Here is a 24,089-nt window from a genome sequence, read left to right on the forward strand (position 1 = left end):
ACGGGGACACCGCTGGTGAGGCTCGTTACGTTGCCTCAGAGGCGAAGGGCCTCACCGAGTCCTCAGAGACCGAGGTCCACCTCGAACTCGCCGGCCTCCAGGATCGCCTTGACGGCCGTCAGGTAGCGGGCGGCGTCGGCGCCGTCCACCAGACGGTGGTCGTAGGAGAGCGACAGGTAGGTCATGTCGCGGATGCCGATGACGGTGCCCTCCGCGGTCTCGATGACGGCCGGACGCTTGACCGTGGCACCGATGCCCAGGATGGCGACCTGGTTCGGGGGCACGATGACCGTGTCGAACAGCGCGCCGCGCGAACCGGTGTTGGAGATGGTGAAGGTCGCGCCGGCCAGGTCGTCCGGGGTGATCTTCGAGGCGCGCACGGCGGCCGCCAGCTCCGCGGTCTTCTTCGAGATGCCGGCGATGTTGAGGTCGCCCGCACCCTTGATGACCGGGGTCATCAGACCCTTCTCGGAGTCCACCGCGATACCGATGTTCTCGGTGTCGAAGTAGGTGATCGTGCCCTCGTCCTCGTTGATCCGGGCGTTGATGACCGGGTGGGCCTTCAGCGCCTGGGCCGCCGCCTTCACGAAGAACGGCATCGGGGAGAGCTTGACGCCCTCGCGGGCGGCGAAGGCGTCCTTCGCACGGCCGCGCAGCTTCATCAGCTTGGTGATGTCGACCTCGACGACCGAGGTCAGCTGGGCCTGCGAGTGCAGCGCCTTCATCATGTTGTCGCCGATGACCTTGCGCATGCGGGTCATCTTGACGGTCTGGCCGCGGAGCGGGGAGACCTCCAGGGCCGGAGCGGCCTTCGACGCGGAGGCCGGGGCGGCAGCGGCGGCGGGGGCCGGGGCGGCCTTCTTGGCCTCGGCAGCCGCGAGGACGTCCTGCTTGCGGATGCGGCCGCCGACGCCGGAGCCCTTGACGGACGCCAGGTCGACACCGTTCTCGGTGGCGAGCTTGCGGACCAGCGGGGTCACGTAGGCGCCGTCCTCCGCCGGGGCGGGGGCGGCGGCCGGAGCGGCCGGGACCGGGGTGACCACGGCCGGAGCGATCGACGGCGCGGCCGGGGCGGCCGGAGCCTGCGCCGGGGCGGCGGCGGGCGCGGCCGGAGCGGCGGGAGCCGGGGCCGGAGCGGCCGGAGCCGGGGCGGCGGCCGGGGCGGCCGGAGCCGGGGCGGCGGGGGCGGCCGGAGCGGCACCCGCGGCACCGATGACGGCCAGCTTGGCGCCGACCTCGGCGGTCTCGTCCTCGCCGACCACGATCTCCAGGAGCACGCCGGAGGCGGGCGCCGGGATCTCGGTGTCGACCTTGTCCGTGGAGACCTCGAGCAGCGGCTCGTCGGCCTCGACGGTCTCGCCGACCGACTTCAGCCAGCGGGTGACGGTGCCCTCGGTGACGGACTCGCCCAGCGCGGGCAGGACGACGTCCGTGCCCTCGGCGGAGCCGCCGCCGGCGGCGGCCTCGGCGGTCGGGGCCGGAGCCGGCTCCTGGACCTCGGTGGACGGGGTGGCCTGCGGCGCCTCGGCGGCCGGGGCCTCGGCGGCCGGGGCCGGGGCGGCCTCGGCGGCGGGCGCCGGGGCGGCGGCGGGGGCGCCGGTGCCGTCGTCGATGATGGCGAGCTCGGCGCCGACCTCGACGGTCTCGTCCTCGGCCACCTTGATGGAGGCGAGGATGCCGGAGGCGGGAGCGGGGATCTCGGTGTCGACCTTGTCGGTCGAGACCTCGAGCAGCGGCTCGTCGGCCTCGACGCGCTCGCCCTCGGCCTTGAGCCAGCGGGTGACGGTGCCCTCGGTGACGCTCTCGCCGAGCGCCGGCAGGGTTACGGAAACCGACATGGTTTCAGTTGCTCCTAACGAATTGCGGAAGTTGGTCGTCGCGCCCTGTGAGTGACGTGAGCGTCAGTCGTGGGAGTGCAGAGGCTTGCCGGCCAGGGCCAGGTGGGCCTCGCCGAGCGCCTCGTTCTGCGTCGGGTGGGCGTGGATGAGCTGCGCGACCTCGGCCGGCAGCGCCTCCCAGTTGTAGATCAGCTGCGCTTCGCCGACCTGCTCGCCCATGCGGTCACCGACCATGTGGACGCCGACCACGGCACCGTCCTTGACCTGGACGAGCTTGATCTCGCCCGCGGTCTTCAGGATCTTGCTCTTGCCGTTGCCCGCGAGGTTGTACTTGAGGGCGACGACCTTGTCCGCGCCGTAGACCTCCTTGGCCTTGGCCTCGGTGATGCCGACGGAGGCGACCTCGGGGTGGCAGTACGTCACCCGGGGCACGCCGTCGTAGTCGATCGGGACGGTCTTCAGGCCGGCCAGCCGCTCCGCGACGAGGATGCCCTCGGCGAAGCCGACGTGCGCGAGCTGGAGGGTCGGGACCAGGTCGCCGACGGCGGAGATCGTGGGCACGTTGGTGCGCATGTACTCGTCGACCAGGACGTAGCCGCGGTCCATGGCGACGCCCTGCTCCTCGTAGCCGAGACCGGCCGAGACCGGGCCGCGGCCGATGGCGACGAGCAGCACCTCGGCCTCGAAGGTCTTGCCGTCGGCGAGGGTGACCTTCACGCCGTTCTCGGTGTACTCGGCGCTCTGGAAGAAGGTGCCGAGGTTGAACTTGATGCCCCGCTTGCGGAAGGCGCGCTCCAGCAGCTTGGAGCTGTTCTCGTCCTCGACCGGCACGAGGTGCTTCATGCCCTCGATCACCGTGACGTCGGTGCCGAAGGACTTCCACGCGGAGGCGAACTCGACGCCGATCACACCGCCGCCGAGGATGATGGCGGACTCCGGCACACGGTCCAGGGTGAGGGCGTGGTCCGAGGTGATGATGCGGTTGCCGTCGATCTCCAGGCCCGGCAGGGACTTCGGCACGGAACCGGTGGCCAGCAGGACGTGGCGGCCCTCGACCCGGCGGCCGTCGACGTCGACGGAGGTGGGGGAGGACAGGTGGCCGGTGCCCTCGATGTAGGTCACCTTGCGGGAGGCGACGAGACCCTGGAGGCCCTTGTACAGGCCCGAGATCACGTCGTCCTTGTACTTGTGCACGGCCTTGATGTCGATGCCCTCGAAGGTGGCCTTGACACCGAACTGCTCGGCCTCGCGCGCCTGGTCGGCGACCTCGCCGGCGTGGAGCAGGGCCTTCGTCGGGATGCAGCCGTTGTGCAGGCAGGTGCCGCCGAGCTTGTTCTTCTCGATCAGTGCGACGTCCAGGCCCAGCTGCGCTCCGCGCAGCGCCGCGGCGTAACCGCCGCTACCGCCGCCGAGGATCACTAGGTCGAAAACGGTGCTGGCGTCGTTCGCCACGTCACGTCCTCCATGCATGTGCGCTCGTCGCCGGTCTTCGGTGACCGGGCGGCGGCTGGTGTCCGGCCGCATTATGTCGGCCCTGTGGTGGGGGCCCTGTCCTGCCGAGAACCCATCTTCGCACTTGTTGACGGATGGCGGGACGCGGGGCCGGTGGATGAGACCGGGCGATCGTCCGTCCGGCCGCCCAGGAAGGCGTACGAACCTACGGATTTCGTCGTCGGCGAACACCCGCGGGAGCGGGACGGGAGCGGGACGGCAGCGGCACGGGACCGCGCGGCGGGAGCGGACTCGGGCCGGGCGGAGCGAGCGGACGCGGGCCGGGCGGAGAGGAGCGGGCCGGGCGGAGGGAGGAGGGGGCGGAGACGGGTGAGGGCCCCGGGCGGGAAGCCCGGGGCCCTCACCGCCGGCGTGCTCAGAGCTCGCCGGCCGCCGTCAGCTCGGCGAGGCGGACCAGGGTGCGGACCGAGGAGCCGGTGCCGCCCTTGGGGGTGTAGCCGTACGGGGCGCCCTCGTGGAAGGCCGGGCCCGCGATGTCCAGGTGGGCCCAGGTGATGCCCTCGCCCACGAACTCCTGGAGGAACAGGCCGGCGACCAGGCCGCCGCCCATCCGGACGCCCATGTTCGCCATGTCGGCGGTGGGGGAGTCCATGCTCTTGCGCAGGTCCGCCGGGAGCGGCATCGGCCAGGACTGCTCGCCGACCTCGCCCGCGATCTCGTGGATCGCGGTCCGGTAGTCGTCGTCGTTGGCCATGACGCCGAAGGTGCGGTCGCCGAGGGCGAGGACCATCGCGCCGGTCAGGGTCGCCACGTCGACGATCGCGTCCGGGTGCTCCTCGGACGCCTTGGTGATCGCGTCCGCGAGAACGAGCCGGCCCTCGGCGTCGGTGTTGAGGACCTCGACGGTCTTGCCGCTGTACATGCGCAGCACGTCACCCGGGCGGGTGGCGGAGCCGGACGGCATGTTCTCCGCGAGGGCGAGCCACGCCGTGACGTTGACCTCCAGGCCGAGGCGGGCCGCGGAGACGACGGTGGCGAGGACGGCGGCGGCGCCGGCCATGTCGCACTTCATCGTCTCGTTGTGGCCGGCCGGCTTGAGGGAGATGCCGCCCGAGTCGTAGGTGATGCCCTTGCCGACCAGCGCCAGGGACTTCTCGGCCTTCGGGTGGGTGTAGGCGACCTTGACCAGGCGCGGCGGGTTCACCGAGCCGGCGCCGACGCCGAGGATGCCGCCGAAGCCGCCCTTGGCGAGCGCCTTCTCGTCGAGGACCTGGACCTTCAGGCCGTGGTCCTTGCCGGCGGCCTGGGCGACCGCGGCGAAGGCGGCCGGGGTGAGGTCGTTCGGCGGGGTGTTGACCAGGTCGCGGGCGCGGTTGATCTCCTCGGCCACGGCCTGGGCGCGCTCCGCGGCGGCCTTGTGGGCCTTGTCGCGGGGCTTGGCGCCGAGCAGGGCCACCTCGGCCGGCGGCTTCTTCGCGTCCTTCTGCTGCTCCTGGAAGGCGTCGAAGGAGTACGCGCCGAGCAGCGCGCCCTCCGCGACGGCGCCGGTGGCCTCGGCGGAGGCGACCGGCAGCGCGAACGCGACCTTCTTCGAGCCGAACAGCACGCGGGCGGCGGTGCCGGCGGCGCGGCGCAGGGTCTCGGTGTCGTACGCCTCGCCGTCCTCGGGGGCGGAGCCGAGGCCGACGGCCAGCACGACGGGGGCCTTCAGGCCGGCGGGCGCGGGCAGCTTGGTGGTCTCGCCCTCACCACCCGAGGCGCCCAGGGTCTCCAGGACGGCGGCGAGCCGACCGTCGAACGCCTTGTCGACGGCCTCCGCGCCGGGGGCGACCACGAGGGCCTTCCCGGTCTTCGCGACGCCGACGACGAGCGCGTCGGCGCGCAGCGTCGCCGCTCCGGCAGTGCTGAGAGTGAGAGCAGTCACGGTGGTGAATTCTCGCTTCCATTGAGTTCTGTGGCGGTCGAGGGATGGGCCGACCGAGCCCGCCGCATCGTATTTCGGCCCGATGAGCGCCGAGAACGAGCCTACGCTCGCTCACCCGGTTCGCTCACGGCGGCGTCGATTCACTCATCCGTGGTGTCTCTTTCATGTTTGTCCTTCCGGCTCGCGCCCCGGCGCCACACTCGCCTCATTCACGCAAGCGCGGCACTCGCGCCTTCGTTTCATCTCCACAGGTCCTCCCGTGCCCGGGGACCTGCCGAGGGGGGTCACCACACCATGCACACGAACAGATCCGGCATGCCCGCGGCCGCGCCGAAGAAGGCCGGAAAGCAGGGGACGGCCGAAAAGCGGGGGGCGGCGGGAAGGCGGGCGACGCCGCGCCGGGCCGGCCGCACCGCGGCCGCGCTCGCCGCCGCCGCGCTCCTCGCCGGCGTCCTCCCGTCCGCGCAGGCCGCCGCGGCCCCCGCGCCCCGGATCGACCTCACGGTCCTCGTCGTCGACGACGGCGGCAGCGCCGTGGAGGCCATCACCGCCGAACTGAAGGGCTCCGGAGTCCCGTACCGGGTCGTCGACCTCGACGACCCGAACCGGCCGGTCCTCGACGCGGCCTTCCTCAGCGACACGGTCGACGGCCGGCCCCGCGCCAAGTACCAGGGCGTCGTCCTGCCCCACGAGACCGCCTTCGGCCCCGACTCCGCCGAGCACACCGCCCTCCAGGCGTACGAGCGGACCTTCGGCGTCCCGCAGGTCGACGCGTACACCTGGTCCCACCCCGGCGTCGGCCTCGACTACACCACCGACGGCGGCTGGTCCGGCGTCCTCGACGGCACCACCGCGGGCGTCACCGCCGCCGGGAGGGCGGGCCCCTTCGGCTACCTCGCGGGCAGCCTGACCTTCGAGGACAACGACCCCGCGATCTCCGAGAGCTACGGCTACGCGGGCCGCCCCCGGGCCGGCTTCACCAGCTACGTCGACGTGCCGGTCGGGGGCGGCGGCCGGGCCAGCCTGGTCGGCGAGTACACCGCGGACGGCCGCCGCGAACTCGTCGTCACCTTCGCCTACAACCAGTACCAGCGGCAGTTCCGCGCCCTCGCCCGCGGCATCGTCGAATGGCTCACCCAGGGCGTCCACCTCGGCCGGTCCCGGAACTACCTCTCCGTCCACGTCGACGACGTCTTCGCCCCCGACGCCCGCTGGGACGCCGTCCGCAACTGCACCCCCGGCGACCTCGACTGCGCCGGCGGCGACGGCGAGGCCGAGAACCCCATCCGGATGACCGCCGCCGACGCCACCTACGCCGCCGCCTGGCAGAAGGCCTCCGGCTTCACCCTCGACATGGTCTACAACGGCGGCCAGGGCGAGCAGTGGAGGACCGAGCACGGCGGCGCCGACCCGCTCACCGACCGGCTGCTCGCCGACCGCGCCCAGTACCGCTGGATCAACCACACCTACACCCACCCCTTCCTCGGCTGCGTGCAGGACAACACCACCGTCCCCTGGCGCTGCGCCACCGACGCCTCCGGCGCCACCCTCTGGGTCAGCCGCTCCGAACTCTCCGCGCAGATCCGCGACAACCTCGACTGGGCCTTCCGCAAGGGCCTCTCCGTCGACCGCTCCGAACTCGTCACCGGCGAGCACTCCGGCCTGAAGACCCTGCCCCAGCAGCCCGCCGACAACCCGAACCTCGCCGGCGCCCTCGCCGACAACGGCGTGAAGTGGACGGGCAGCGACAACTCCCGCGAACCCCTCCAGCGGGCCGTCGGCGCCGCGAAGACCGTCCCCCGGCACCCCATGAACGTGTACTACAACGTGGGCACCGCCGCCGAGATGGCCGACGAGTACAACTGGATCTACACCTCCCGCGCCGACGGCGGCAGCGGCGCCTGCGAGGACAACTCGGCCTCCACCTGCCTGCCCGCCCCGCTCGACACGACCACCGGCTACGCGACGCACATCGTCCCGCAGGAGGCCCGCACCGCCCTCGGCCACGTCATCGCCAACGACCCCCGGCCGCACTACGTCCACCAGTCGAACCTGGCAGAGGAACGCCTCCTCTACCCGGTCCTCGACAAGGTCCTCGCCGACTACAGGACGCTCTTCGCCGCGAACACCCCGATCGTCAACCCCTCCCAGAAGGACGTCGGCACCGAACTGGCCCGCCGCGAGGCGTGGGACGCCGCCCTCGCCGCCGGCAAGGTCACCGCCTACCGGATCGGCACCGCCGTCACCGTCAAGGCCCCCTCCGGCGTCCAGGTCCCCGTCACCGCCCCCGAGGGCACCCGCAGGCAACTCCTCCTCGGCACCACCGCCTTCGGCACCCCCTACGCCGGCGCCCGCTCCGCCTGGACCGCGCCCGAACTGCTCCAGACCTCCGTCACACTCCAGCTCCCGACCGCCTGACCAGCACGCTCTGGGGGGACACGCACATGCCGAGCAGTGGCCGTCACGTCACCATGCTCACCGAAGGCACCTACCCGCACGTCCACGGCGGCGTCAGCACCTGGTGCGACCAGCTCGTCCGGGGCATGCCCGAGGTCACCTTCGAGATCCTCGCCCTCACCGGCAGCGGCCGCGAACCCGTCACCTGGGAGCTGCCGCCCAACATCGCCCGGCACACCGCGTTCCCCCTTTGGGGGCACCCGCAGGGACCGGACGCGCCCACCCGGGCGCGCCGGCCCCTGCGGGGGCGCGAACGCCGCCGCTTCCTCGCCACGTACGAGCACTTCCTGCTCGCCCTGCTCGACCCCGAGGCCGGCCACGACCTCGCCGGCAGCCTCTACGGACTGGCCGCCCTCGCCCGTGACGGACGGCTCACCCCGGCCCTGCGCTCCGAGGCCGCCCTGCGCTCCCTCATGTGGATCTGGACCATGCCGCACCTGCCGACGCGTGCGGCCGGACCCACCGTCCACGACGCCCTCACCGCCACCGACCTGCTCGAACACGCCCTGCGGCCGCTCGGCGCCCGGATAGCCGACGGCAGCGTGGCGCACGCCGTCTCCAGCGGCCTCGCCACCCTGCCCGCGCTCGCCGCGCAGCACTTCGAAGGAGTGCCCTTCCTGCTCACCGAACACGGCATCTACCTCCGCGAGCGGTACCTCGGCTACCGCACCGAGGCCCAGCGCTGGCCCGTCAAGGCCCTCATGCTCGGCTTCTACCGCGAGCTCAACTCCCTCGGCTACCGCAAGGCCGACCTCATCACCCCCTGCAACCAGTACAACCGGCGCTGGGAGGAGCGCGGCGGCGCCCCCGCCGACCGCATCCGCACCGTCTACAACGGCGTCGACCCCGCCCTCTTCCCCGAGGCCGGCCCCGAACCGGAGACGCCGACGCTCAGCTGGTGCGGCCGGGTCGACCCGATCAAGGACCTGGAGACCCTCGTCCGGGCGTACGCGATCTCCCGCGCCGAACTCCCCGAGCTCAGGCTCCGCCTCTTCGGCCCGGTCCCCGCGGGCAACGAGGACTACCGCACCCGCCTGGAGAAGCTCGCCGCCGAACTCGGCGTCGCCGACGGCGTCTCCTTCGAGGGCCGCGTCTCCGACGTCCCCTCCGCCTACGCGGCCGGCAGCGTGGTGGTGCTCTCCTCCATCAGCGAGGGCTTCCCCTTCTCCCTCATCGAGGCCATGTCCTGCGGCCGGGCGACGGTCTCCACCGACGTCGGCGGGGTGCGGGAGGCGGTCGGCGACGCCGGCGTCGTCGTCCCGCCCCGCGAACCCGCCGTCATGGCCGCCGCCGTCTCCGCCCTGCTGCGGGACGACGCCCGCCGCGCGGAGCTCGGCCGCCGCGCCCGGCAGCGGGTCGTCGACGAGTTCACCCTGCACCGCTCGGTCGACGGCTTCCGCCGCATCTACCGCGAACTCGCCGCCCCCCGCGCCCCCCTGCCCGCGTCCGTCCCCGTCCCCGTCCCGCTGCGCGTCAGCATCCCCGCCCCGCGCCGCGGCGCGCCCCGCGTCCCGGAAGGCACCCCGGCATGAGCGGCTCCCTCTGGCTGAAGCCCCCCGCCAGCACCCCGCCCCTGGCCGCCCCGCCCCGGCCGCGCCCCGCCCCGGAGGTCCCCGCGGGCCCCGGCCCCGCCCCCGACCCCCTCGACGAACTCGCCGCCCGGCTGGACGCGTTCGTGGCCGCCGCCGTCCACCCGGACGAGATAGCCGCGCTCCTCGAATCGGACGGGATGACCGACGCCCACATCCGCCTCACCTACGGGCGGAACGATTCCTTCGCGCTCGCCGAGGACCTGTACGCGCGCGTGGAGCGGTGCCACCCCGAGCCGCCCCCGAGGACCCGCGGCGGCCGCGTCCGGGCCGAGGGGCTCGGCGGCTGCCTGCTCCGCGGGCTCGTCTTCGCGCTGCCCGGCCTCGCCTACGTCCTGGCCGGGCCGCTGCTCGCCGCCGGACCGGGGCGGTACGGACTCCCCGCCGGGACCGTCCCGCTGCTCGCCGGGGCGGTCACCGGCTGGGTGTGGAACCAGGCCCTCTCCCACCGCGCCCACACCTGGCTCGGCCTCGGCGACCGGGCCGCCGCCGCCCGCGCCCTCCTCACCGGCGCCCCGGCCGGCGCGCTCGCCGGCACCGCCGTCGCCCTCGCCGCCGCCCGCGACGGCGAACTGCCCGCCGCCGTCTTCGCCGCCGGGCAGTCCCTCTACCTCGCCGCCGCCACCGTGCTCCTCGTCCTCGGCCGCGAACGGGCCCTGCTCGCCGCCCTGTCGCCGCTCGCCGGCGCCCTCCCCGCCCTCCGCTGGGACCTGCCCGACCCGTTCAGGGCCGGACTGCCCGCCCTCTCGCTGGCCGCCGCCGTCCTCGTCGCCGCCCGCGCGCTGCGCCCCGGCACCGCGCGCGGAGCCGCCGGGCGGGGCGGACCGCCGCTCGGGACCTCCGTCCCGTACGGCCTCTTCGGCCTGGGCAGCGGCCTCCTCGTGCTGGACGCCGGGCTCGGCGAATCCCCGGCCGCCGGCGCCGGCGCGGTCATCGCGCTCACCCTCTCCATGGGGCCCGCCGAGTGGCTGCTGCACCGCTTCCGGGGCGGCAGCCTCGCCCGGCTGCGGACCCTCACCACCGCCCGCGAGTTCCGCCGCGCGGTCACCGGCACCCTGGTCCTCTGCCTGGGCGGCTACCTCACCGTGCTCCTCGCCCTCGCCCTCGCCGCGACCCTGCTGTGGCCCGGCGCGCCCTGGCCGGCCCCGGAGCGGCTGCTCACCCTGCTGCTGCTCGGCACCGTGCTCTGGCTGGGGCTGCTCCTCCAGGCGTTCGGCGCCGTCCTCGGCGCGGCCGCCGTCTGCCTGCTGGCCGCCGCCGCGCAGACCCTGGAACCGGCCGCGGGACCGCTCGCCGCCGGGGGAGCGGCGGCCGTGCTGGCCGTCCTCACCCGTGCTCTGCTGGTACGACCGACCGCCCACCGCCTCTAGGGCCACCGCACTCCGGGAGACACCCCACGTGAAACGTTCCCTCCTGGTGCCGTTCTACGAGCACCCCGCCGACCGCCCCGAGGGCTGGGCGGCCCTCGTCGCCGCCGCACCGGCCCTCCACGGCGTCGTCCTCAACCCGGCGAACGGGGCGGGCGAGGCCCCCGACCCGGCCTTCGCCGAGGCCGCCGCCCGGCTGCGCGCCGAAGGGGTGCGGATCCTCGGCTACGCGGACACCGCCTACGGCCGCCGCCCGCACGCCGAGGTCGTCGCCGACCTGCTCCGCCACCGCGAGTGGTACGGCGCGGACGGGGCCTTCCTCGACCAGGTCGCGACCGCGCCCGAGGCCCTGCCGCACTACCGGCGGCTCGCGGTCGCGGCCCGCGCCGCCGGGGCGGCGACCCTCGTCCTCAACCACGGCACCCGGCCCGACGAGGGGTACGCGGACCTCGCCGACCTGCTGGTCACCTTCGAGGGCCCGTGGGACGCGTACCGCACCCTCGACCTGCCCGCCGCCCCGCACCACTGCCACCTCGTCTACGCGGCCCCGCCCGGCTTCCGCCCCGCGACCGAGGTCCACTGCGCGGTGCCGGGCACCGGCGCCCACCCCTGGGGCACCCTGCCGCACGAGGTCCCGGAGCCCGCCCGATGAGACGCCGCCTGCCGCTCCTCGCGGCCCTGCTGCTGCTCGCCACGGCCTGCACCTCCGGCCCCGGCCCCGACCCCAAGCCGGAGGAGACCGGCCGCTGGCGTCCCACGGCCGGCCTCGCCTGGCAGTGGCAGCTCAGCGGGAGGCTGGACCCGACCGTCGACGTCCCGGTCTACGACATCGACGGCTTCGACCACCCGGCCGCGACCGTCGCGGACCTGCACCGCCGGGGCCGGAAGGTGATCTGCTACCTCTCCACCGGCGCCTGGGAGGACTTCCGCCCCGACGCGGACCGCTTCCCGAAGTCCGTCCTCGGCCGGGGCAACGGCTGGGCCGGCGAGCGCTGGCTCGACATCCGCCGCACCGACGTCCTCGAACCCCTCATGGCGGAGCGGATCGACATGTGCCGCGCCAAGGGCTTCGACGCGGTCGAGCCGGACAACATGGACGGCTACCGCAACCGCACCGGCTTCCCCCTCACCGCCGCCGACCAGCTCCGCTACAACCGCCTGATCGCCCGCCTCGCCCACGACCGGGGCCTCGCCGTCGGCCTCAAGAACGACCTCGACCAGATCCCGGCCCTGCTCCCCGACTTCGACTTCGCGGTCAACGAGCAGTGCGCCGAGTACGACGAGTGCCACCGTCTCGCCCCCTTCGTCGCGGCCGGCAAGCCCGTTTTCCACGCCGAGTACGAACTGGCCCCCGCCGCGTTCTGCCCCGAGGCCCGGGAGCTGGGCCTCAGCTCGATGCGGAAGCGGTACGAGCTCGACGCCTGGCGCAGGCCCTGCTAGGGGCAGACCCCGTACGGGCCCCGCTAGGAGACCTCGTAACAGGTGGTCAGCACCTCGGTGCCGGTGCCCTCCTCCGGGGGCGTCCACCAGGCCCAGATGCCCCGCCCGCAGACCGCCTGGCTGCGGGCCGTCGTCTCCTCCGGGTCCGCGCCGGGGGCGACCCGGTGCTGGCCGGTGATCCGGGCGTCGTGGGAGGCGCCGCAGGAGACGGTCACCACCTGGCGGCTGTTGCGCTGGCCGGTGGTGAAGTCGACGCAGCCGCCCTCGCGGACCTCGGCGATGTCCCGGACGACGTCCGCCGCCTTCAGCACCCGGTCGCCGGGGGCCGGGGAGGGCACCGGGGAGCCGTACCCGGTGAGGGTGAGATCCATGGTGAGGGTGGTGAAGGCGGTGAGGTCGCCGTCCTCGCGGAACGCGTCCTTCACGGTGATCCCGGCGCGGGTCAGCCGCCCCTGGCCGTCCACCTCGACGGCGAGCGGGACGGGCGGCCGCTGGGCCGCGCTCGCACCGGCCGTGACGAGGTGGGGCCCGAGGTCGGGCGGGAAGAGCAGCTCCAGCGTGGTGTCGGGCAGTCCCGCCCGGTAGACGCGGCCGCCGGCCTTCCCCTCGCGGTACGAGGTCGCCGTCCCGGCGCCCACCGCCTCCAGGAGGGTGCCGCCGACCGGGGCCTCGCTGCCGCGCAGGAACTCCAGGGGGTCCTCGCCGACGAACGACTTGGCGACGCCCTCGGTGTCCTCGGGGGCGTAGTCGATCCAGTACGGGGAGGAGGCCGCCCGGTAGCGGGTCCGGTCGCGGTCGACCAGATAGGTGCCGGAGGTCTCGCCGTCCTCCCGGGAGGGCGTGAAGCCGAGGACGGCGGTGCGCACCTTCGCGGAGGTCTTCGCGGGGAGGTCCCAGGTCACCGCGACGCTCCCGCGGTCCGCGGCGAAGTCGAGGCTGCCGGTCATGGTCCGGACGAGGTCGCCCTTCTTCCCCGCGAAGGTCAGCTTCTGGGTGAAGCGGGCGGTGCCCGCCTTCTGCGTCTCCCGCAGGGCGAGGAAGACCTGCCGGCCGGTCTTCTGGCCGAAGACCGGGTGGTCGGCGGTGGCCGAGGGGCCGGGCCGGGCGGAGTCCTGCCCTCCGGCCGAACAGGCGGTCAGGGAGAGGAGGACGGCGGCGAGTCCCGCGGCGGAGCGGACGAGTTTTCCGGTCATGCAGGGGTGACCCCCGCGGGGGACGGATGGTTGTCCGGCCCCCGGTCACGAAACGATCACCGCCGGCCCGGTGTCAGCCCAGGGCCAGCGCGACCAGGGTGACCGTCGCGGCCGTCTCCTCCACCGCGCCGAAGACGTCCCCGGTGACGCCGCCGAAGCGGCGGACGCAGCGGCGGAGGAGGAGGGCGGCGGCGGCGAGGCCGGCGCCCGCGGCGAGGACGGCGTGCAGGGAGTCGTACGGGGAGGACAGCAGCCCCGTGGCCGCGGCGAGGAGGAGGACGGCGGCGGTGCAGAGGGTCGCGGAGCGGACCGGCACCGTCGCGGCGACGATCGCGCCGAGGCCCTCGGGCCGGGCCGCCGGGACGCCGTGCCGGGAGGCGTGGGTGAGGGCGAGCCGGGCGACCGTGGCGGCCAGCACGACGGCGACCGCGCCGTGCGCCCAGCCCTCCCCGTACAGCTCGTACACGGCGGCGACCTGGGCGAGGAGGGCGAAGAGCAGGGTGATGACGCCGAAGGGGCCGATGTCGGACTGCTTCATGATGCGCAGCGCGTCCTCGGCGGGCTTGGCGCTGCCGAGCCCGTCGGCGGTGTCGGCGAGGCCGTCGAGGTGGAGGCCGCGGGTGAGCAGCGCGGGGACGGCGACGGTGACGACGGCGGCGAGGAGCGGTCCGGCGCCGAGGGGGAGGAGCGCCCCGCCGGCGGCGGCGGCGACGAGACCGACCGCGAATCCGGCGACCGGGGCGCAGAGCATGCCGCCGCGCGCCGCGTCCCGGTCCCAGCGGGTGATGCGGGCGGGGAACACGGTGAGGGTCCCGAAGGCGAAACGCAGGCCGTCCATCCGGGCAGGGTAATCGCCGGACCGGGGCGGTAGATTTCCGATATCCGTATCGATCTGGATCTCTCGGGCATACCGGAACGGGGTGGCATGGGTCACTGGTTCTCCCGCAACATCCTGGAGCCGGGCAAGCTGCCCATGCTCCTCGCCCTGACCTCCTTCGTCCTGACCTTCCTCCTCACCCGGACCGTCACCCGGCTCATCCGCGCGGGGAAGGGCCCCTTCCGGAACGTCTCCTCGGCGGGCGGGCTGCACATCCACCACGTCGTGCCCGGGGTGGTCCTCACCGTCCTCGGCGGCTTCGGCGCGGTCGCCAGCGGCCGGCACGGCTTCGGGGCGGCCGCCTTCGCCGTCGTCTTCGGGATCGGCGCAGGCCTCGTCCTGGACGAGTTCGCGCTCATCCTCCACCTCGACGACGTGTACTGGTCGGAGGAGGGCCGGCAGAGCGTCGAGGTCGTCGTGCTCACCGCCGCCCTCATGCTGCTGCCGCTCAGCGGCTTCTCCCCGCTCGGCGTCGACGGCGTCACGGCCGAGGAGCGGCAGGACCGGGTGGGCTTCCTCCTCACCCTGGCCCTGAACTTCCTCTTCATCCTGGTCACCCTGGTCAAGGGCAAGCTGCGGATGGCGCTGATCGGGGTCTTCGTGCCCTTCGTGGCCCTGGTCGGCGCCGTCCGGCTGGCCCGCCCCGGCTCCTGGTGGTGGCGGCACCTCTACGGCCGCCGGCACCGGGCCCGCGCGCGGGGCACGGTCCGCGCCTACCGGCACGACAAGCGCTGGACCCGGGTGCGGCGCAGGGCTCAGGACCTGATCGGCGGCTTCCAGGAGCGGGTGCCCGGCCGGGGGACCGGCTCGCCCTGACCCCGCCGCCGCCACGCCCGGACGGCGATCAGCACGAGCACGCCCGCGATGGCCGCCAGGTGCTCCTTGCCCGCGAGGTTCGGCTTGACGAACACCTCGACCACCATCGCCACGACGACGGCCGCGCCCGTCCAGTACGCCCGCTGCCGCCAGCAGACGTAGACGGCGAGCCCCACCACGGCCGCCGAGGGCCCGGTGTCCACCACCTGCGCGTCGGAGGCGGGGAGCCCGAAGGGGGTGCCGGGGCCCAGCGCGATGCCCGCGCGCGCGTACAGCGTCCCGCAGAGCGTCGCCAGGTACGCGATCCCCAGCGTCCGCCCCCGCCCCAGGCACAGCTCCGCGATCCCGAAGACCAGCAGGACCTGCGCGAGCGCGCCCCAGACGGGCAGGTCGAGCGCGGGGACGAAGAGCGACAGCGGCGTGCGCAGCAGGGCGAGCCACAGCGGGTCCCCGGCGCGCACCGCGCCGACCGCCTGCACCGGCCCGTACCCCCAGTCCTGGTTCTGCGCGAACTGGAAGAGGGCGGTGAGGCAGACCGCCGACAGCGTCAGCGGCACCGCCCGCCACCGCCGGGCCGCCGGCTCCCGCCGCAGGACGGCGAGGAGCGGCCCCCACTCGCGCCGGGCGAAGCGCCGTACGGGGGAGGTCCGGGGAGCCGGGGCGGACGGGGAGGACGGGGAGGTCAACGCCCGCCCGCCAGGTGCTTGCGGTGCAGCCACTTCGGCAGGCCGGGCGCCTCCAGGAAGCCCTCGGCGCGCCCGGCGGCGAGACCGATGCGCAGCAGGTCGGCGCTCTTCTCGAAGAGCATGAAGCGGGGCTCCCAGATCGGTCGGTACTTGGCGTTGGCGCGGTACAGCGACTCGATCTGCCACCAGCGGGAGAAGAAGCTGAGCAGCGAACGCCACATGCGCAGCACGGGTCCCGCGCCGAGCTTCGAGCCGCGTTCGAAGACGGAGCGGAACATCGCGAAGTTCAGCGAGACCTGAGTGATCCCGATCTCCTTCGCCCCCTGGAGGAGTTCGATCACCATGAACTCCATCAGGCCGTTCTCCGACGCGCGGTCCCGCCGCATCAGGTCCAGCGAGAGCCCCTTCGGCCCCCACGGCACGAAGGAGAGCAGCGCCCGCAGTTCGCCCTCCCCGTCGGTGCACTCCAGCATCACGCAGCGCCCGTCGCGCGGGTCCCCGAGCCGCCCGAGTGCCATCGAGAAGCCCCGCTCGGTCGCCCCGTCCCGCCAGTCGTCGGCCTTCCGCAGCAGCTCGTCCATCTCCTCGGCGGGAATGTCCTCGTGCCGCCGGACCCGGACCTCGTACCCGGCCCGCTTGACCCGGTTGTACGCCTGCCGGACGGTCCGCATCGCCCGCCCGTCGAGGGTGAACTCGTCGGTCTCCACGATGGCCTCGTCGCCCAGCTCCAGGGCGTCCAGGCCGTGCCGGGCGTAGACCGTCCCGGCCTCCTCGCTCGCCCCCATGACCGCCGGGATCCAGCCGTGCTCGCGGGCCTCGGCGAGCCAGGGCTCGATCGCCCCCGGCCACGCCTCGGGGTCGCCGATCGGGTCGCCCGAGGCCAGCGACACCCCGCCCACCACCCGGTAGGCGATCGCCGCCTTCTCGCTCGGCGACCACACCACGCTCTTCTCGCGGCGCAGCGCGAAGTAGCCCAGCGAGTCGCGGTCCCCGTGCCTGTCGAGCAGCGCCCGCAGCCGCTCCTCGTCCTCCTCGGTCAGCGGGTCGACGGCCCGGCGCGAGCGGAAGGCGGCGAAGAGCACCGCGAAGAGCAGCAGCGTGGACATCACGTTGATGACCACGTCGACCCAGCCGGGCGTGGTGATGGTGGGGAAGCGGGAGTCGTCGGCGGCCAGCGTGACCAGCCGCATCACGCCGTACCGCCAGCGCTCCAGGAAGGTGGAGGAGCCGGCGGCCGTGTTGGTGGCGGTGACCAGGACGGCGGCGAGCAGCGAGGTGACGAGCAGTCCGCCGACGGCGACGAGCGCGGCGAGCAGCGGGTTGGAGCGGTCGCCCTTCGCGTAGAACTCCCTGCGGCCGAGGAGCAGGGCGGTGAAGAAGGCGGCGGTCAGGCCCAGCGAGATCCAGTTCTGGGCGTGCCGCCTGATCTCGGGGAAGAGCATCACCAGGGCGAAGAGCAGCAGGAAGAGGCCGCTCAGCACCGTGTTGAGGATCCACGCGGCCCGCTTGCGGCGCCGCATGGTGATCGCCAGGAAGAGCGTGAAGACGCCGGAGGCGAAGCCGGCGGTGAGCATGTAGGGCGTGAAGTAGTCGTCCTCGTTGTGCCGGCGCAGGTCCTGTCCGAAGGACACCCACACGGCGCTCAGGAAGTTGATGAACGTGACGACGCGGAGGTACCAGACGGCGAACGCGGCACTGCGCCGCGTCCGGTCGGTGCTCCGGGACACTCCTTCGGCGGACAAACGGACCTCTCCCATGAAAAGCGATCATATGGGGCATCGCTTCCCGTGCGGCGACGCCGGAGGCGGCCGCCCGCGCGTCGCGGACGGCCGCCCCCGGACCTCAGCCGATGGGTGCGCCCCCTCAGACCGCTCCGACGGAGGCGGCCGCGTCCGGAGTGGTCGGCTCCGGACGCTCGGGCAGCTCGGCGGCGAGCGCCGCCGCGGCCCGGACGAGGGGAAGCGCGAGCAGTGCCCCGGTTCCCTCACCCACCAGGACGCCCTGGTCGAGCAGAGGGTTGAGCGCCATCCGGTCCAGCGCCTTCGCCTGCGCCGGCTCCCCGGACACCTGGCCCGCCAGCCACCAGTCGGGCGCCCGGAAGGCCGCCCGCTGCGCCACCAGCCCGCAGGCCGCGCCCACCACGCCGTCCAGGACCACCGGCAGCCGCCGCACCGCCGCCTGCAGCAGGAAACCGGTCGTCGCCGCCAGGTCCGCCCCGCCGACCGCGCCGAGCAGCGCCAGCTGGTCGCCGAGCACCGGCCGGGCCCGCCGCAGCGCGTCCCGGACCGCCGCGCACTTGCGCATCCACGCCAGGTCGTCGATCCCCGCGCCGCCGCGCCCGGTCACCACCGAGGCGTCCGTCCCGCACAGCGCCGCGATCAGCGTCGCCGCCGGGGTCGTCCCGCCCACGCTCAGGTCGCCGAGCACCACCAGATCGGTGCCCGAGTCGGCCTCCTCGTCGGCGATCGCCATGCCGAGCCGCACCGCCGCCTCGGTCTCCTCCGGCGTCAGCGCGTCCTCGACGTCGATCCGGCCGCTGCCCCGCCGCACCCGGTGCCGGGTCACCGACTCCGGCAGCAGCTCCGGGTCGCAGTCCAGGCCCGCGTCCACCACCCGCACCGGCACGTCCATCGAGCGGGCCAGCACCGCCAGCGGGCTCTCCCCGTCCAGCAGCGACCGCACCAGCACGTGGGCGGTGCCCGCCGGGCGGCCCGACACGCCGAGCGCGGCGACGCCGTGGTCACCGGCGAAGACGACCACCTTCGGCTGCGCGACCGGCCGCACCCGCACCCGCGACTGGGCGGCGGACAGCCACTCGCCCAGCTCGTCGAGGCGCCCGAGCGCGCCCGGGCGGACGGTGAGCCGCTCCCGGAGCTCCTCGGCGTCGCGCCGGACCCCGCCGTCGGGGCGGACGATCAGATCGGAGAAGTCGTCGAGGTTCAGGGGGTGCAGAGGGTCCATCGGGGGTTTCCGCCTTGTGACATCAGCGAGGTTCGGCACGCAGGCCCATCGGGATCAGCACCCTACCCGCGCAGCACCAGCGGCTGACCGGCGACCACGAGCACCACCTGCTCGCACTCCTCCGCGAAGGCCGCGTTGAGCCGCCCCAGCTCGTCCCGGAAGCGCCGTCCCGCCGCCGTCGCGGGCACCACCCCCGACCCGACCTCGTTCGTCACCGCCACCACCGTCCGCCGGGTCGCCCGCACCGCCGCCACCAGCTCCGCCGTCCGCTCCCGCAGCGCCTCCCGCCCGCTCTCCGCCCACACCCCGTCGTCCCAGGCCCCCACCCGGTCCATGGCGTCCGTCAGCCACAGCGACAGGCAGTCGACCAGCAGCGCGGGGCCCTCCCCGGCGAGCAGCGGCACCAGATCGGTGGTCTCCGCGGTGCGCCAGGAGCCCGGCCGCCGCTCCCGGTGCAGGCCCACCCGCTCCGCCCACTCCGGGTCGCCCTCGCGGGTCCCGCCGGTCGCCACGTACACCACCTCGGGGAAGGTCTCCAGGCGCCGCTCGGCCTCCACCGACTTCCCCGACCGCGCCCCGCCGGTCACCAGCGTCCGCCGCGGCACCTCCGGCGGGTCCGAGTACTCGCCGGGGTACAGCACCGTCCCGTCCGGCACCGCCCGCGCCCCGGCCGCCGCGAGCCGCCGGTCCAGCTCGGCCCCGGTGGGCGCGTCGTGGTCCAGGTGGACGGCGATCACCTCCGTGCCGGGCCCCACCGCCCCGGCCGCCCGCAGCCGGGCCAGCGCGTCCGGCCGTCCCGTCACGTCCGCCGCGACCAGGTCGTACGGCTCCTGGTGGTCCGCGAGCCCGGCCGGCGCCCCGCCGCGCGGCAGGTACAGCAGCCGCTCCCCGTCGGGGGAGACCACCTCGTACCCGGTCCCGGGGGAGTCCATCGGCACGGCCCGCACCCGGTGCCCGCTGATCAGCGTCAGTTCCCGCCCGTCGGGCACCCGCCCGGCCGTCGGCAGTCCGGCCGGCAGCTCCACCGGCGGACCGTCGTGCGGATACGTCAGGAGCACCTGCCGCACCCCCACCAGCGAACGCCCCGCGCGGGCCGCGGCGAGCGCCGCCCCCGGGGTGAGGTCGAGCAGCAGGGCGCCGTCCACGAGCAGCGCGGTCGCGGCCCGCGCCCGCGTTCCGAGGGAGCGCGCACACACCGCGCAGGGGCAGTCGGGGCGGGGCAGGCCGAGCGGCGATCCGGTGCCGAGCAGAGTCAGTTCCACACCCTGATCCTCCCGCGCCCCCGCGGAGGGTGCGCGCCCGGCTACGCTGCGGGCAGGAAACCGATCATCCGGTGAGCCCCAGGAGGCGGACATGGCATGGACGTGGCGGTTCGAGAAGTCCGACGGCACGGAGGTCACCCCGGTGGTGACCCCGGAGGACTTCAGCACCCAGGGCGACGCCGAGAGCTGGCTGGGGGAGCACTGGCGCGACCTCCTCGCGGGCGGCGCGGACCAGGCGACCCTCTCCGAGGACACCACCAAGATCTACGGCCCGATGCCGCTGGACGCGGAAGGCGCCTGACGGCACGGCGGGGCACGGCGCCGGGCGCCGCGGGCCCGGCCTGATCCCCGGGACGGCCCGGGGGGCCGGGACCCGCGGGTCCCGACCCCCTCGCGCGCTTCCGTGCCCGCGGGGTCACATCTCGCCGAGGGTGACCTCCGCCTTGCGGGTCGCCGTGCCCCGCACGTACGTCACGTCGACCTTGTCGCCCGGCGCGCGGTCCGCCAGGGACTCGGCGAGGGAGGTGATGGTCGTGATGTCGTCGTCGGCGAGCCGGGTGATCACGTCCCCCGCCCGCAGGCCCGCGTCCGCCGCCGCGCCGCCCGGCTCGGCCTCCACCACGGCAACCCCCGCCGGCTCGTAGTCGTCGTTCAGGAGCGTCCGGCCGGTGATGTCGAGGGCGGCCCGCCCCGAGTCGGTGACCTTGCCGTCCTTGACGATCTGGTCGGCGACCGTCCGCACCATCGAGGAGGGGATCGCGAAGCCGATCCCCGGCGCGGCTCCGCCGCCCATCTGCGGGTCGCTGGCCGCCAGCGTCGGGATGCCGATGACCTGGCCGTCCAGGTCGACCAGCGCGCCCCCGCTGTTGCCGGGGTTGATCGCGGCCGAGGTCTGCACCATGTTGCCGATGGTGGCGCCCGTGCCGCCGCCGGTCCGGCCCTCGCTGACGGTGCGGCCGGTGGCGGAGACGATGCCCTGGGTGACGCTGCCGGACAGGCCCAGCGGAGAGCCCATGGCCAGCACGATCTGCCCCATCTCCACCTCGGAGGAGTCGCCGAACCGCGCCGGCCTGAGACCGTCGGGCACCGACTCCAGCCGGATCACCGCGAGGTCCTGCTCCGGGTAGGTGGCGACCAGCCGCGCGGCGACGGGCTGCCCGCCGGTGGCGGCGGTGACCCGGAAGGTCCGCTCGTCGCCCACCACGTGCGCGTTGGTGACGATGTGCCCCCGGTCGTCGTAGACGACGCCGGAGCCGAGGCTCTCGGAGGCGTCGATCTGCACCACGGACGGCAGGACGTCCTTGATGACGGTCTGGTAGTCGTCCTGGAGGTCGTTGGCGGCGAGCGGCGCCGCCTGCGCGGTGGACCGCTGGGGCGCGTCGGCCGCGCCGGAACCGGCGGAGCAGCCCGCGGTCAGCGCGGCGGCGCACACCCCGGCGGCGAGGGGCAGGACGAGCCGCCGCACACGGGCACGGGGAGGGGGACGGAAGCCGGTACGAGTACGGGCGCGGGAGACATCCATGTCCGGAGTATCCGTTCCGCCCCCTTCGTCCGGCCCGGTGGACGACTCCGATCAGGCGTACCCCGCACCGGACGGGGCAGGGGTACGGACCGGGAGTGGGCGACGCGCGAAGGGGCCGGCGCGCCGGATCGGCACACCGGCCCCTCGGCCGTGTCGTCGCGGGGTCTCAGCCCCGCACCCCGCACAGGTGCAGCAGCGCCGCCACCCGCCGGTACGGATCGGTCCGCCCCGCCCGCTCCTCAGCGGCGAGCAGCCGCTCCAGCTCCTCGGCGGCCGGCAGCCCGGCCTCCGGGGGGACGCCGTCGGTGAAGACCCGCACGCCGTACCAGGCGTGCAGCGGCGCCGCGATCCCCGCGAGCGTCGCCGTCAGCGACTCCAGCCGGTCGGCCCGCACCTTCACGCCGTCGTCGTCCTGGTAGACGTCCGTGTCGAAGCCGGCCAGCGCGCCCGTCCAGTCCCCGGCGAGCCCCGGCCGCATGGCGAGGGCGTCCGCGTTCCGTACCACCAGGGAGAGCAGGCCCCCGGGCGCCAGCATCCGGGCCAGCCCCGCGAGCAGCGCGTCCGGCTCGTCGGCGTACATCAGCACGCCGTGGCACAGGACCACGTCGAAGCTGCCCGGCAGGAAGTGGACGCCCGTCTCCCGGCCGTCGCCCTCGATCAGCCGGACCCGCTCGCGGATCCCGGCCGGCTCGGTCGCCAGCGAGTCCCGGGCCGCCTTCAGCAGCTCGGGATCGGCCTCCAGGCCCGTGACGGTGTGCCCGGCCCTGGCCAGCCGCAGCGCCTGCGTCCCGGCGCCCATGCCGGCGTCGAGGATCCGCAGCCGCTGCCCCACCGGGTAGCGGCCGGTTATCTGCTCGTCGACCTGGCGGGCGACGATCTCCTGCCGGATGGTGTCCCGGAGCCCGCCGTGACCGGCGGGCCAGTGGACGACGGCGGGCAGCACGGGACCGCCCGCCCCGGTGGCGCCCCCGCCGAAGACGGGATCGCCGGAGGCCGGGCCGTCCGCGCTCAGGGCCGCTCTCCGCGCTTGACCTGCGGCTTCGGCAGCCGCAGGCGGCGCATCTGGAGCGTGCGCATCAGGCCGTAGGCGATCGCGCCGCGCTTCGGCTCGTTCGGGAAGCGCTCGTTCAGCTGCTTCCGCAGCCGGAACCAGAGCCCGATGGAGTCGATGACGATCAGGACGATCACGCCGAGCCACAGCAGCAGCGAGATGTTCTGGAGCGCGCGGTTCGCGTTGCCGAACAGCGAGAGCACCAGGATGACCACGGCCATCGGCAGGAAGAACTCGGCGATCACGAAGCGCGAGTCGACGAAATCGCGCACGAAACGGCGCACCGGACCCTTGTCACGGGCCGGCAGATAACGCTCGTCACCGCTGTTCAGCGCCTCGCGCTGACGCGTCAGGTCGGACCGCCGCGCCTCACGCTGGCGCTTGGCGGCCTCCTTGCGGTCGAGCGGGACGGTCTGGGCACGACGGCGCTGCGTCTGGGCCTCACTCCGCTTCGGGGTCGGGCGGCCCTTGGGGGCCTCGGGGTCGCGGGGCTGCTTGGAGAGGTCCGCCGTCACCTTCTCGGTGGGGGCCTTCTCATCCTTCGAACGGCTACGGAACACAAAACCCAAGGGTACGGGGTGACGGGCGGGGAACCCCAGAGCGGGAGGGAACGATCCGCTCACAGCTCGCGTCGTAGCCCGTGAGCACACGAGGACGGGCGGCACCAGGGGTCTCCCGGAGATCCTCCTACTCCTCCCGCCGGAGGAGGGGAGGGCGTCAGTCGTCCTTGGGGAGGAGCGCATCCCGCTCCGAACAGTGCGGTAATGGAGGCAGGGACCGTACTGTGGATCCTGACGAAGAGCTGCTGCCGAGTCCGTCAGAAGGGGGCGCGCGAAGCCCATGAGCGGTGTCATGAAGCGTATGGGGATGATCTTCCGCGCGAAGGCGAACAAGGCCCTTGACCGGGCCGAGGACCCGCGCGAAACGCTCGACTACTCCTACCAGAAGCAGCTGGAGCTGCTGCAGAAGGTGCGCCGGGGCGTCGCCGACGTGGCGACCTCCCGCAAGCGGCTGGAACTCCAGCTGAACCAGCTCCAGGGGCAGTCCGCCAAGCTGGAGGACCAGGGCCGCAAGGCGCTGGCGCTCGGCCGCGAGGACCTGGCCCGCGAGGCCCTGTCCCGCCGTGCCGCACTCCAGCAGCAGGTCAGCGACCTGGAGGTGCAGCACCAGACCCTCCAGGGCGAGGAGGAGAAGCTGACCCTCGCCGCACAGCGGCTCCAGGCCAAGGTCGACGCCTTCCGCACGAGGAAGGAGACCATCAAGGCCACCTACACCGCGGCCCAGGCGCAGACCCGGATCGCGGAGTCCTTCTCCGGCATCTCCGAGGAGATGAGCGACGTCGGCCTCGCCATCCAGCGGGCCGAGGACAAGACCGCCCAGCTCCAGGCGCGGGCCGGCGCCATCGACGAGCTCCTCGCCTCCGGCGCGCTCGACGACCAGTCGGGCCTCGCCAAGGACGACATCCAGGCCGAGCTGGACCGCCTCTCCGGCGGCACCGACGTCGAGCTGGAGCTCCAGCGCATGAAGGCCGAGCTGGCCGGGGGCCCCTCCGCCCAGCAGCAGGCCATCGAGGGCGGTGCGGCGGGCACCGGACAGCAGAACCAGCAGCAGTCCCACCCCCGCTTCGACAAGCAGTAGCGGGCAGCACCGAGGA

At 74.3% G+C, this 24,089-nt stretch carries 20 protein-coding genes; 8 read left to right on the forward strand and 12 right to left on the reverse strand.

All coding sequences use genetic code 11. The features are described from left to right. Positions 1-62 precede the first annotated feature (62 nt). The 3 genes from sucB to IE326_RS28645 form a co-directional block, all read right to left on the reverse strand. Positions 63-1,838 (reverse strand): 2-oxoglutarate dehydrogenase, E2 component, dihydrolipoamide succinyltransferase, encoded by a 1,776-nt coding sequence (gene sucB, locus IE326_RS28635; RefSeq protein ID WP_190043721.1) that lies wholly within the window; start codon positions 1,836-1,838, stop codon positions 63-65. A 63-nt stretch (positions 1,839-1,901) separates the two neighbouring features. Continuing rightward, on the reverse strand, positions 1,902-3,290 hold the full coding sequence (gene lpdA / locus IE326_RS28640; RefSeq protein WP_150227810.1) for a dihydrolipoyl dehydrogenase: 1,389 nt from the start codon (positions 3,288-3,290) through the stop codon (positions 1,902-1,904). A gap of 415 nt (positions 3,291-3,705) precedes the next feature. After that, positions 3,706-5,214, reverse strand: coding sequence for a leucyl aminopeptidase (locus tag IE326_RS28645; protein ID WP_030751462.1), 1,509 nt, complete (start codon positions 5,212-5,214; stop codon positions 3,706-3,708). 315 nt (positions 5,215-5,529) lie between these two features. Between IE326_RS28645 and IE326_RS28650 the strand changes: the two genes are divergently transcribed. The 5 genes from IE326_RS28650 to IE326_RS28670 are packed head-to-tail and all read left to right on the forward strand — an operon-like array spanning position 5,530 to position 12,067. Then, positions 5,530-7,632 carry a hypothetical protein gene (locus tag IE326_RS28650; protein WP_373310351.1) on the forward strand — a complete coding sequence of 701 codons (2,103 nt, stop codon included), beginning with the start codon at positions 5,530-5,532 and terminating at the stop codon, positions 7,630-7,632. 26 nt (positions 7,633-7,658) lie between these two features. Next, positions 7,659-9,203 (forward strand): GT4 family glycosyltransferase PelF, encoded by a 1,545-nt coding sequence (gene pelF / locus IE326_RS28655; RefSeq protein ID WP_190043723.1) that lies wholly within the window; start codon positions 7,659-7,661, stop codon positions 9,201-9,203. Further along, complete coding sequence (locus IE326_RS28660) at positions 9,200-10,630, forward strand: hypothetical protein (RefSeq protein WP_190043724.1); 1,431 nt, start codon at positions 9,200-9,202, stop codon at positions 10,628-10,630. Before pelF ends, IE326_RS28660 begins: the two co-directional genes overlap by 4 nt. 28 nt (positions 10,631-10,658) lie before the next feature. After that, positions 10,659-11,279 (forward strand): spherulation-specific family 4 protein, encoded by a 621-nt coding sequence (locus IE326_RS28665; RefSeq protein WP_150227805.1) that lies wholly within the window; start codon positions 10,659-10,661, stop codon positions 11,277-11,279. After that, positions 11,276-12,067: an endo alpha-1,4 polygalactosaminidase gene (locus IE326_RS28670; protein WP_190043725.1), complete on the forward strand. Its 792-nt coding sequence runs from the start codon at positions 11,276-11,278 to the stop codon at positions 12,065-12,067. The genes IE326_RS28665 and IE326_RS28670 overlap by 4 nt, the downstream gene beginning before the upstream one ends. A 23-nt stretch (positions 12,068-12,090) precedes the next feature. On the opposite strand, the gene IE326_RS28675 is transcribed toward IE326_RS28670, so the two are convergent. Both IE326_RS28675 and IE326_RS28680 read right to left on the reverse strand, forming a co-directional pair. After that, entirely contained in the window at positions 12,091-13,260 is a 1,170-nt protein-coding gene (locus IE326_RS28675) for a hypothetical protein (protein WP_190043726.1), read from the reverse strand. 73 nt (positions 13,261-13,333) lie between these two features. Further along, positions 13,334-14,098, reverse strand: a complete 765-nt coding sequence (locus IE326_RS28680; RefSeq protein WP_150227802.1) for an adenosylcobinamide-GDP ribazoletransferase — start codon at positions 14,096-14,098, stop codon at positions 13,334-13,336. Between the two features lie 87 nt (positions 14,099-14,185). Between IE326_RS28680 and IE326_RS28685 the strand changes: the two genes are divergently transcribed. Further along, positions 14,186-14,953 (forward strand): hypothetical protein, encoded by a 768-nt coding sequence (locus tag IE326_RS28685; RefSeq protein WP_150227801.1) that lies wholly within the window; start codon positions 14,186-14,188, stop codon positions 14,951-14,953. On the opposite strand, the gene IE326_RS28690 is transcribed toward IE326_RS28685, so the two are convergent. The 4 genes from IE326_RS28690 to IE326_RS28705 all read right to left on the reverse strand — a co-directional run bounded on the left by IE326_RS28690 (position 14,893) and on the right by IE326_RS28705 (position 19,862). Further along, positions 14,893-15,639: a hypothetical protein gene (locus IE326_RS28690; protein WP_190043727.1), complete on the reverse strand. Its 747-nt coding sequence runs from the start codon at positions 15,637-15,639 to the stop codon at positions 14,893-14,895. The two genes, IE326_RS28685 and IE326_RS28690, sit on opposite strands and share 61 nt — an antisense overlap. Continuing rightward, on the reverse strand, positions 15,636-17,396 hold the full coding sequence (locus tag IE326_RS28695; RefSeq protein ID WP_190043728.1) for a phosphatidylglycerol lysyltransferase domain-containing protein: 1,761 nt from the start codon (positions 17,394-17,396) through the stop codon (positions 15,636-15,638). Before IE326_RS28695 ends, IE326_RS28690 begins: the two co-directional genes overlap by 4 nt. Positions 17,397-17,502: 106 nt before the next feature. Next, positions 17,503-18,582, reverse strand: coding sequence for a nicotinate-nucleotide--dimethylbenzimidazole phosphoribosyltransferase (gene cobT / locus IE326_RS28700; RefSeq protein ID WP_190044240.1), 1,080 nt, complete (start codon positions 18,580-18,582; stop codon positions 17,503-17,505). A gap of 80 nt (positions 18,583-18,662) precedes the next feature. Then, complete coding sequence (locus tag IE326_RS28705) at positions 18,663-19,862, reverse strand: bifunctional adenosylcobinamide kinase/adenosylcobinamide-phosphate guanylyltransferase (RefSeq protein ID WP_170313800.1); 1,200 nt, start codon at positions 19,860-19,862, stop codon at positions 18,663-18,665. Between the two features lie 91 nt (positions 19,863-19,953). Here IE326_RS28705 and IE326_RS28710 point away from each other — a divergent pair, with 91 nt between their 5' ends. Then, entirely contained in the window at positions 19,954-20,163 is a 210-nt protein-coding gene (locus IE326_RS28710) for a hypothetical protein (RefSeq protein ID WP_030758074.1), read from the forward strand. A 114-nt stretch (positions 20,164-20,277) separates the two neighbouring features. Here the strand turns inward: IE326_RS28710 and IE326_RS28715 are convergent, their stop codons facing one another. The 3 genes from IE326_RS28715 to IE326_RS28725 all read right to left on the reverse strand — a co-directional run bounded on the left by IE326_RS28715 (position 20,278) and on the right by IE326_RS28725 (position 22,995). Then, the gene (locus tag IE326_RS28715) at positions 20,278-21,384 is read right to left on the reverse strand and encodes a S1C family serine protease (RefSeq protein WP_190043729.1); all 1,107 of its coding nucleotides are present in this window, start codon (positions 21,382-21,384) and stop codon (positions 20,278-20,280) included. Positions 21,385-21,550: 166 nt separating this feature from the next. Beyond that, positions 21,551-22,327, reverse strand: coding sequence for a class I SAM-dependent methyltransferase (locus tag IE326_RS28720; protein WP_190043730.1), 777 nt, complete (start codon positions 22,325-22,327; stop codon positions 21,551-21,553). Positions 22,328-22,392: 65 nt separating this feature from the next. Further along, positions 22,393-22,995, reverse strand: coding sequence for a DUF3043 domain-containing protein (locus IE326_RS28725; protein ID WP_150227798.1), 603 nt, complete (start codon positions 22,993-22,995; stop codon positions 22,393-22,395). Between the two features lie 280 nt (positions 22,996-23,275). Between IE326_RS28725 and IE326_RS28730 the strand changes: the two genes are divergently transcribed. Then, positions 23,276-24,073 carry a PspA/IM30 family protein gene (locus IE326_RS28730; RefSeq protein ID WP_150227797.1) on the forward strand — a complete coding sequence of 266 codons (798 nt, stop codon included), beginning with the start codon at positions 23,276-23,278 and terminating at the stop codon, positions 24,071-24,073. The last annotated feature ends 16 nt before the right edge of the window (positions 24,074-24,089 follow it).

Origin of the sequence: Streptomyces filamentosus, from assembly GCF_014654895.1 — a bacterium.
Lineage (GTDB): Bacteria > Actinomycetota > Actinomycetes > Streptomycetales > Streptomycetaceae > Streptomyces > Streptomyces filamentosus.

Excerpts from the sequence above, each read along its gene's own strand:
- sucB (WP_190043721.1), bottom strand. The coding sequence starts at position 1,838 with ATGTCGGTTTCCGTAACCCTGCCGGCGCTCGGCGAGAGCGTCACCGAG.
- IE326_RS28650 (WP_373310351.1), top strand. The coding sequence starts at position 5,530 with ATGCCCGCGGCCGCGCCGAAGAAGGCCGGAAAGCAGGGGACGGCCGAA.
- pelF (WP_190043723.1), top strand. The coding sequence starts at position 7,659 with ATGCCGAGCAGTGGCCGTCACGTCACCATGCTCACCGAAGGCACCTAC.
- IE326_RS28660 (WP_190043724.1), top strand. The coding sequence starts at position 9,200 with ATGAGCGGCTCCCTCTGGCTGAAGCCCCCCGCCAGCACCCCGCCCCTG.
- IE326_RS28670 (WP_190043725.1), top strand. The coding sequence starts at position 11,276 with ATGAGACGCCGCCTGCCGCTCCTCGCGGCCCTGCTGCTGCTCGCCACG.
- IE326_RS28675 (WP_190043726.1), bottom strand. The coding sequence starts at position 13,260 with ATGACCGGAAAACTCGTCCGCTCCGCCGCGGGACTCGCCGCCGTCCTC.
- IE326_RS28680 (WP_150227802.1), bottom strand. The coding sequence starts at position 14,098 with ATGGACGGCCTGCGTTTCGCCTTCGGGACCCTCACCGTGTTCCCCGCC.
- IE326_RS28685 (WP_150227801.1), top strand. The coding sequence starts at position 14,186 with ATGGGTCACTGGTTCTCCCGCAACATCCTGGAGCCGGGCAAGCTGCCC.
- IE326_RS28695 (WP_190043728.1), bottom strand. The coding sequence starts at position 17,396 with ATGGGAGAGGTCCGTTTGTCCGCCGAAGGAGTGTCCCGGAGCACCGAC.
- IE326_RS28710 (WP_030758074.1), top strand. The coding sequence starts at position 19,954 with ATGGCATGGACGTGGCGGTTCGAGAAGTCCGACGGCACGGAGGTCACC.
- IE326_RS28715 (WP_190043729.1), bottom strand. The coding sequence starts at position 21,384 with ATGGATGTCTCCCGCGCCCGTACTCGTACCGGCTTCCGTCCCCCTCCC.
- IE326_RS28730 (WP_150227797.1), top strand. The coding sequence starts at position 23,276 with ATGAGCGGTGTCATGAAGCGTATGGGGATGATCTTCCGCGCGAAGGCG.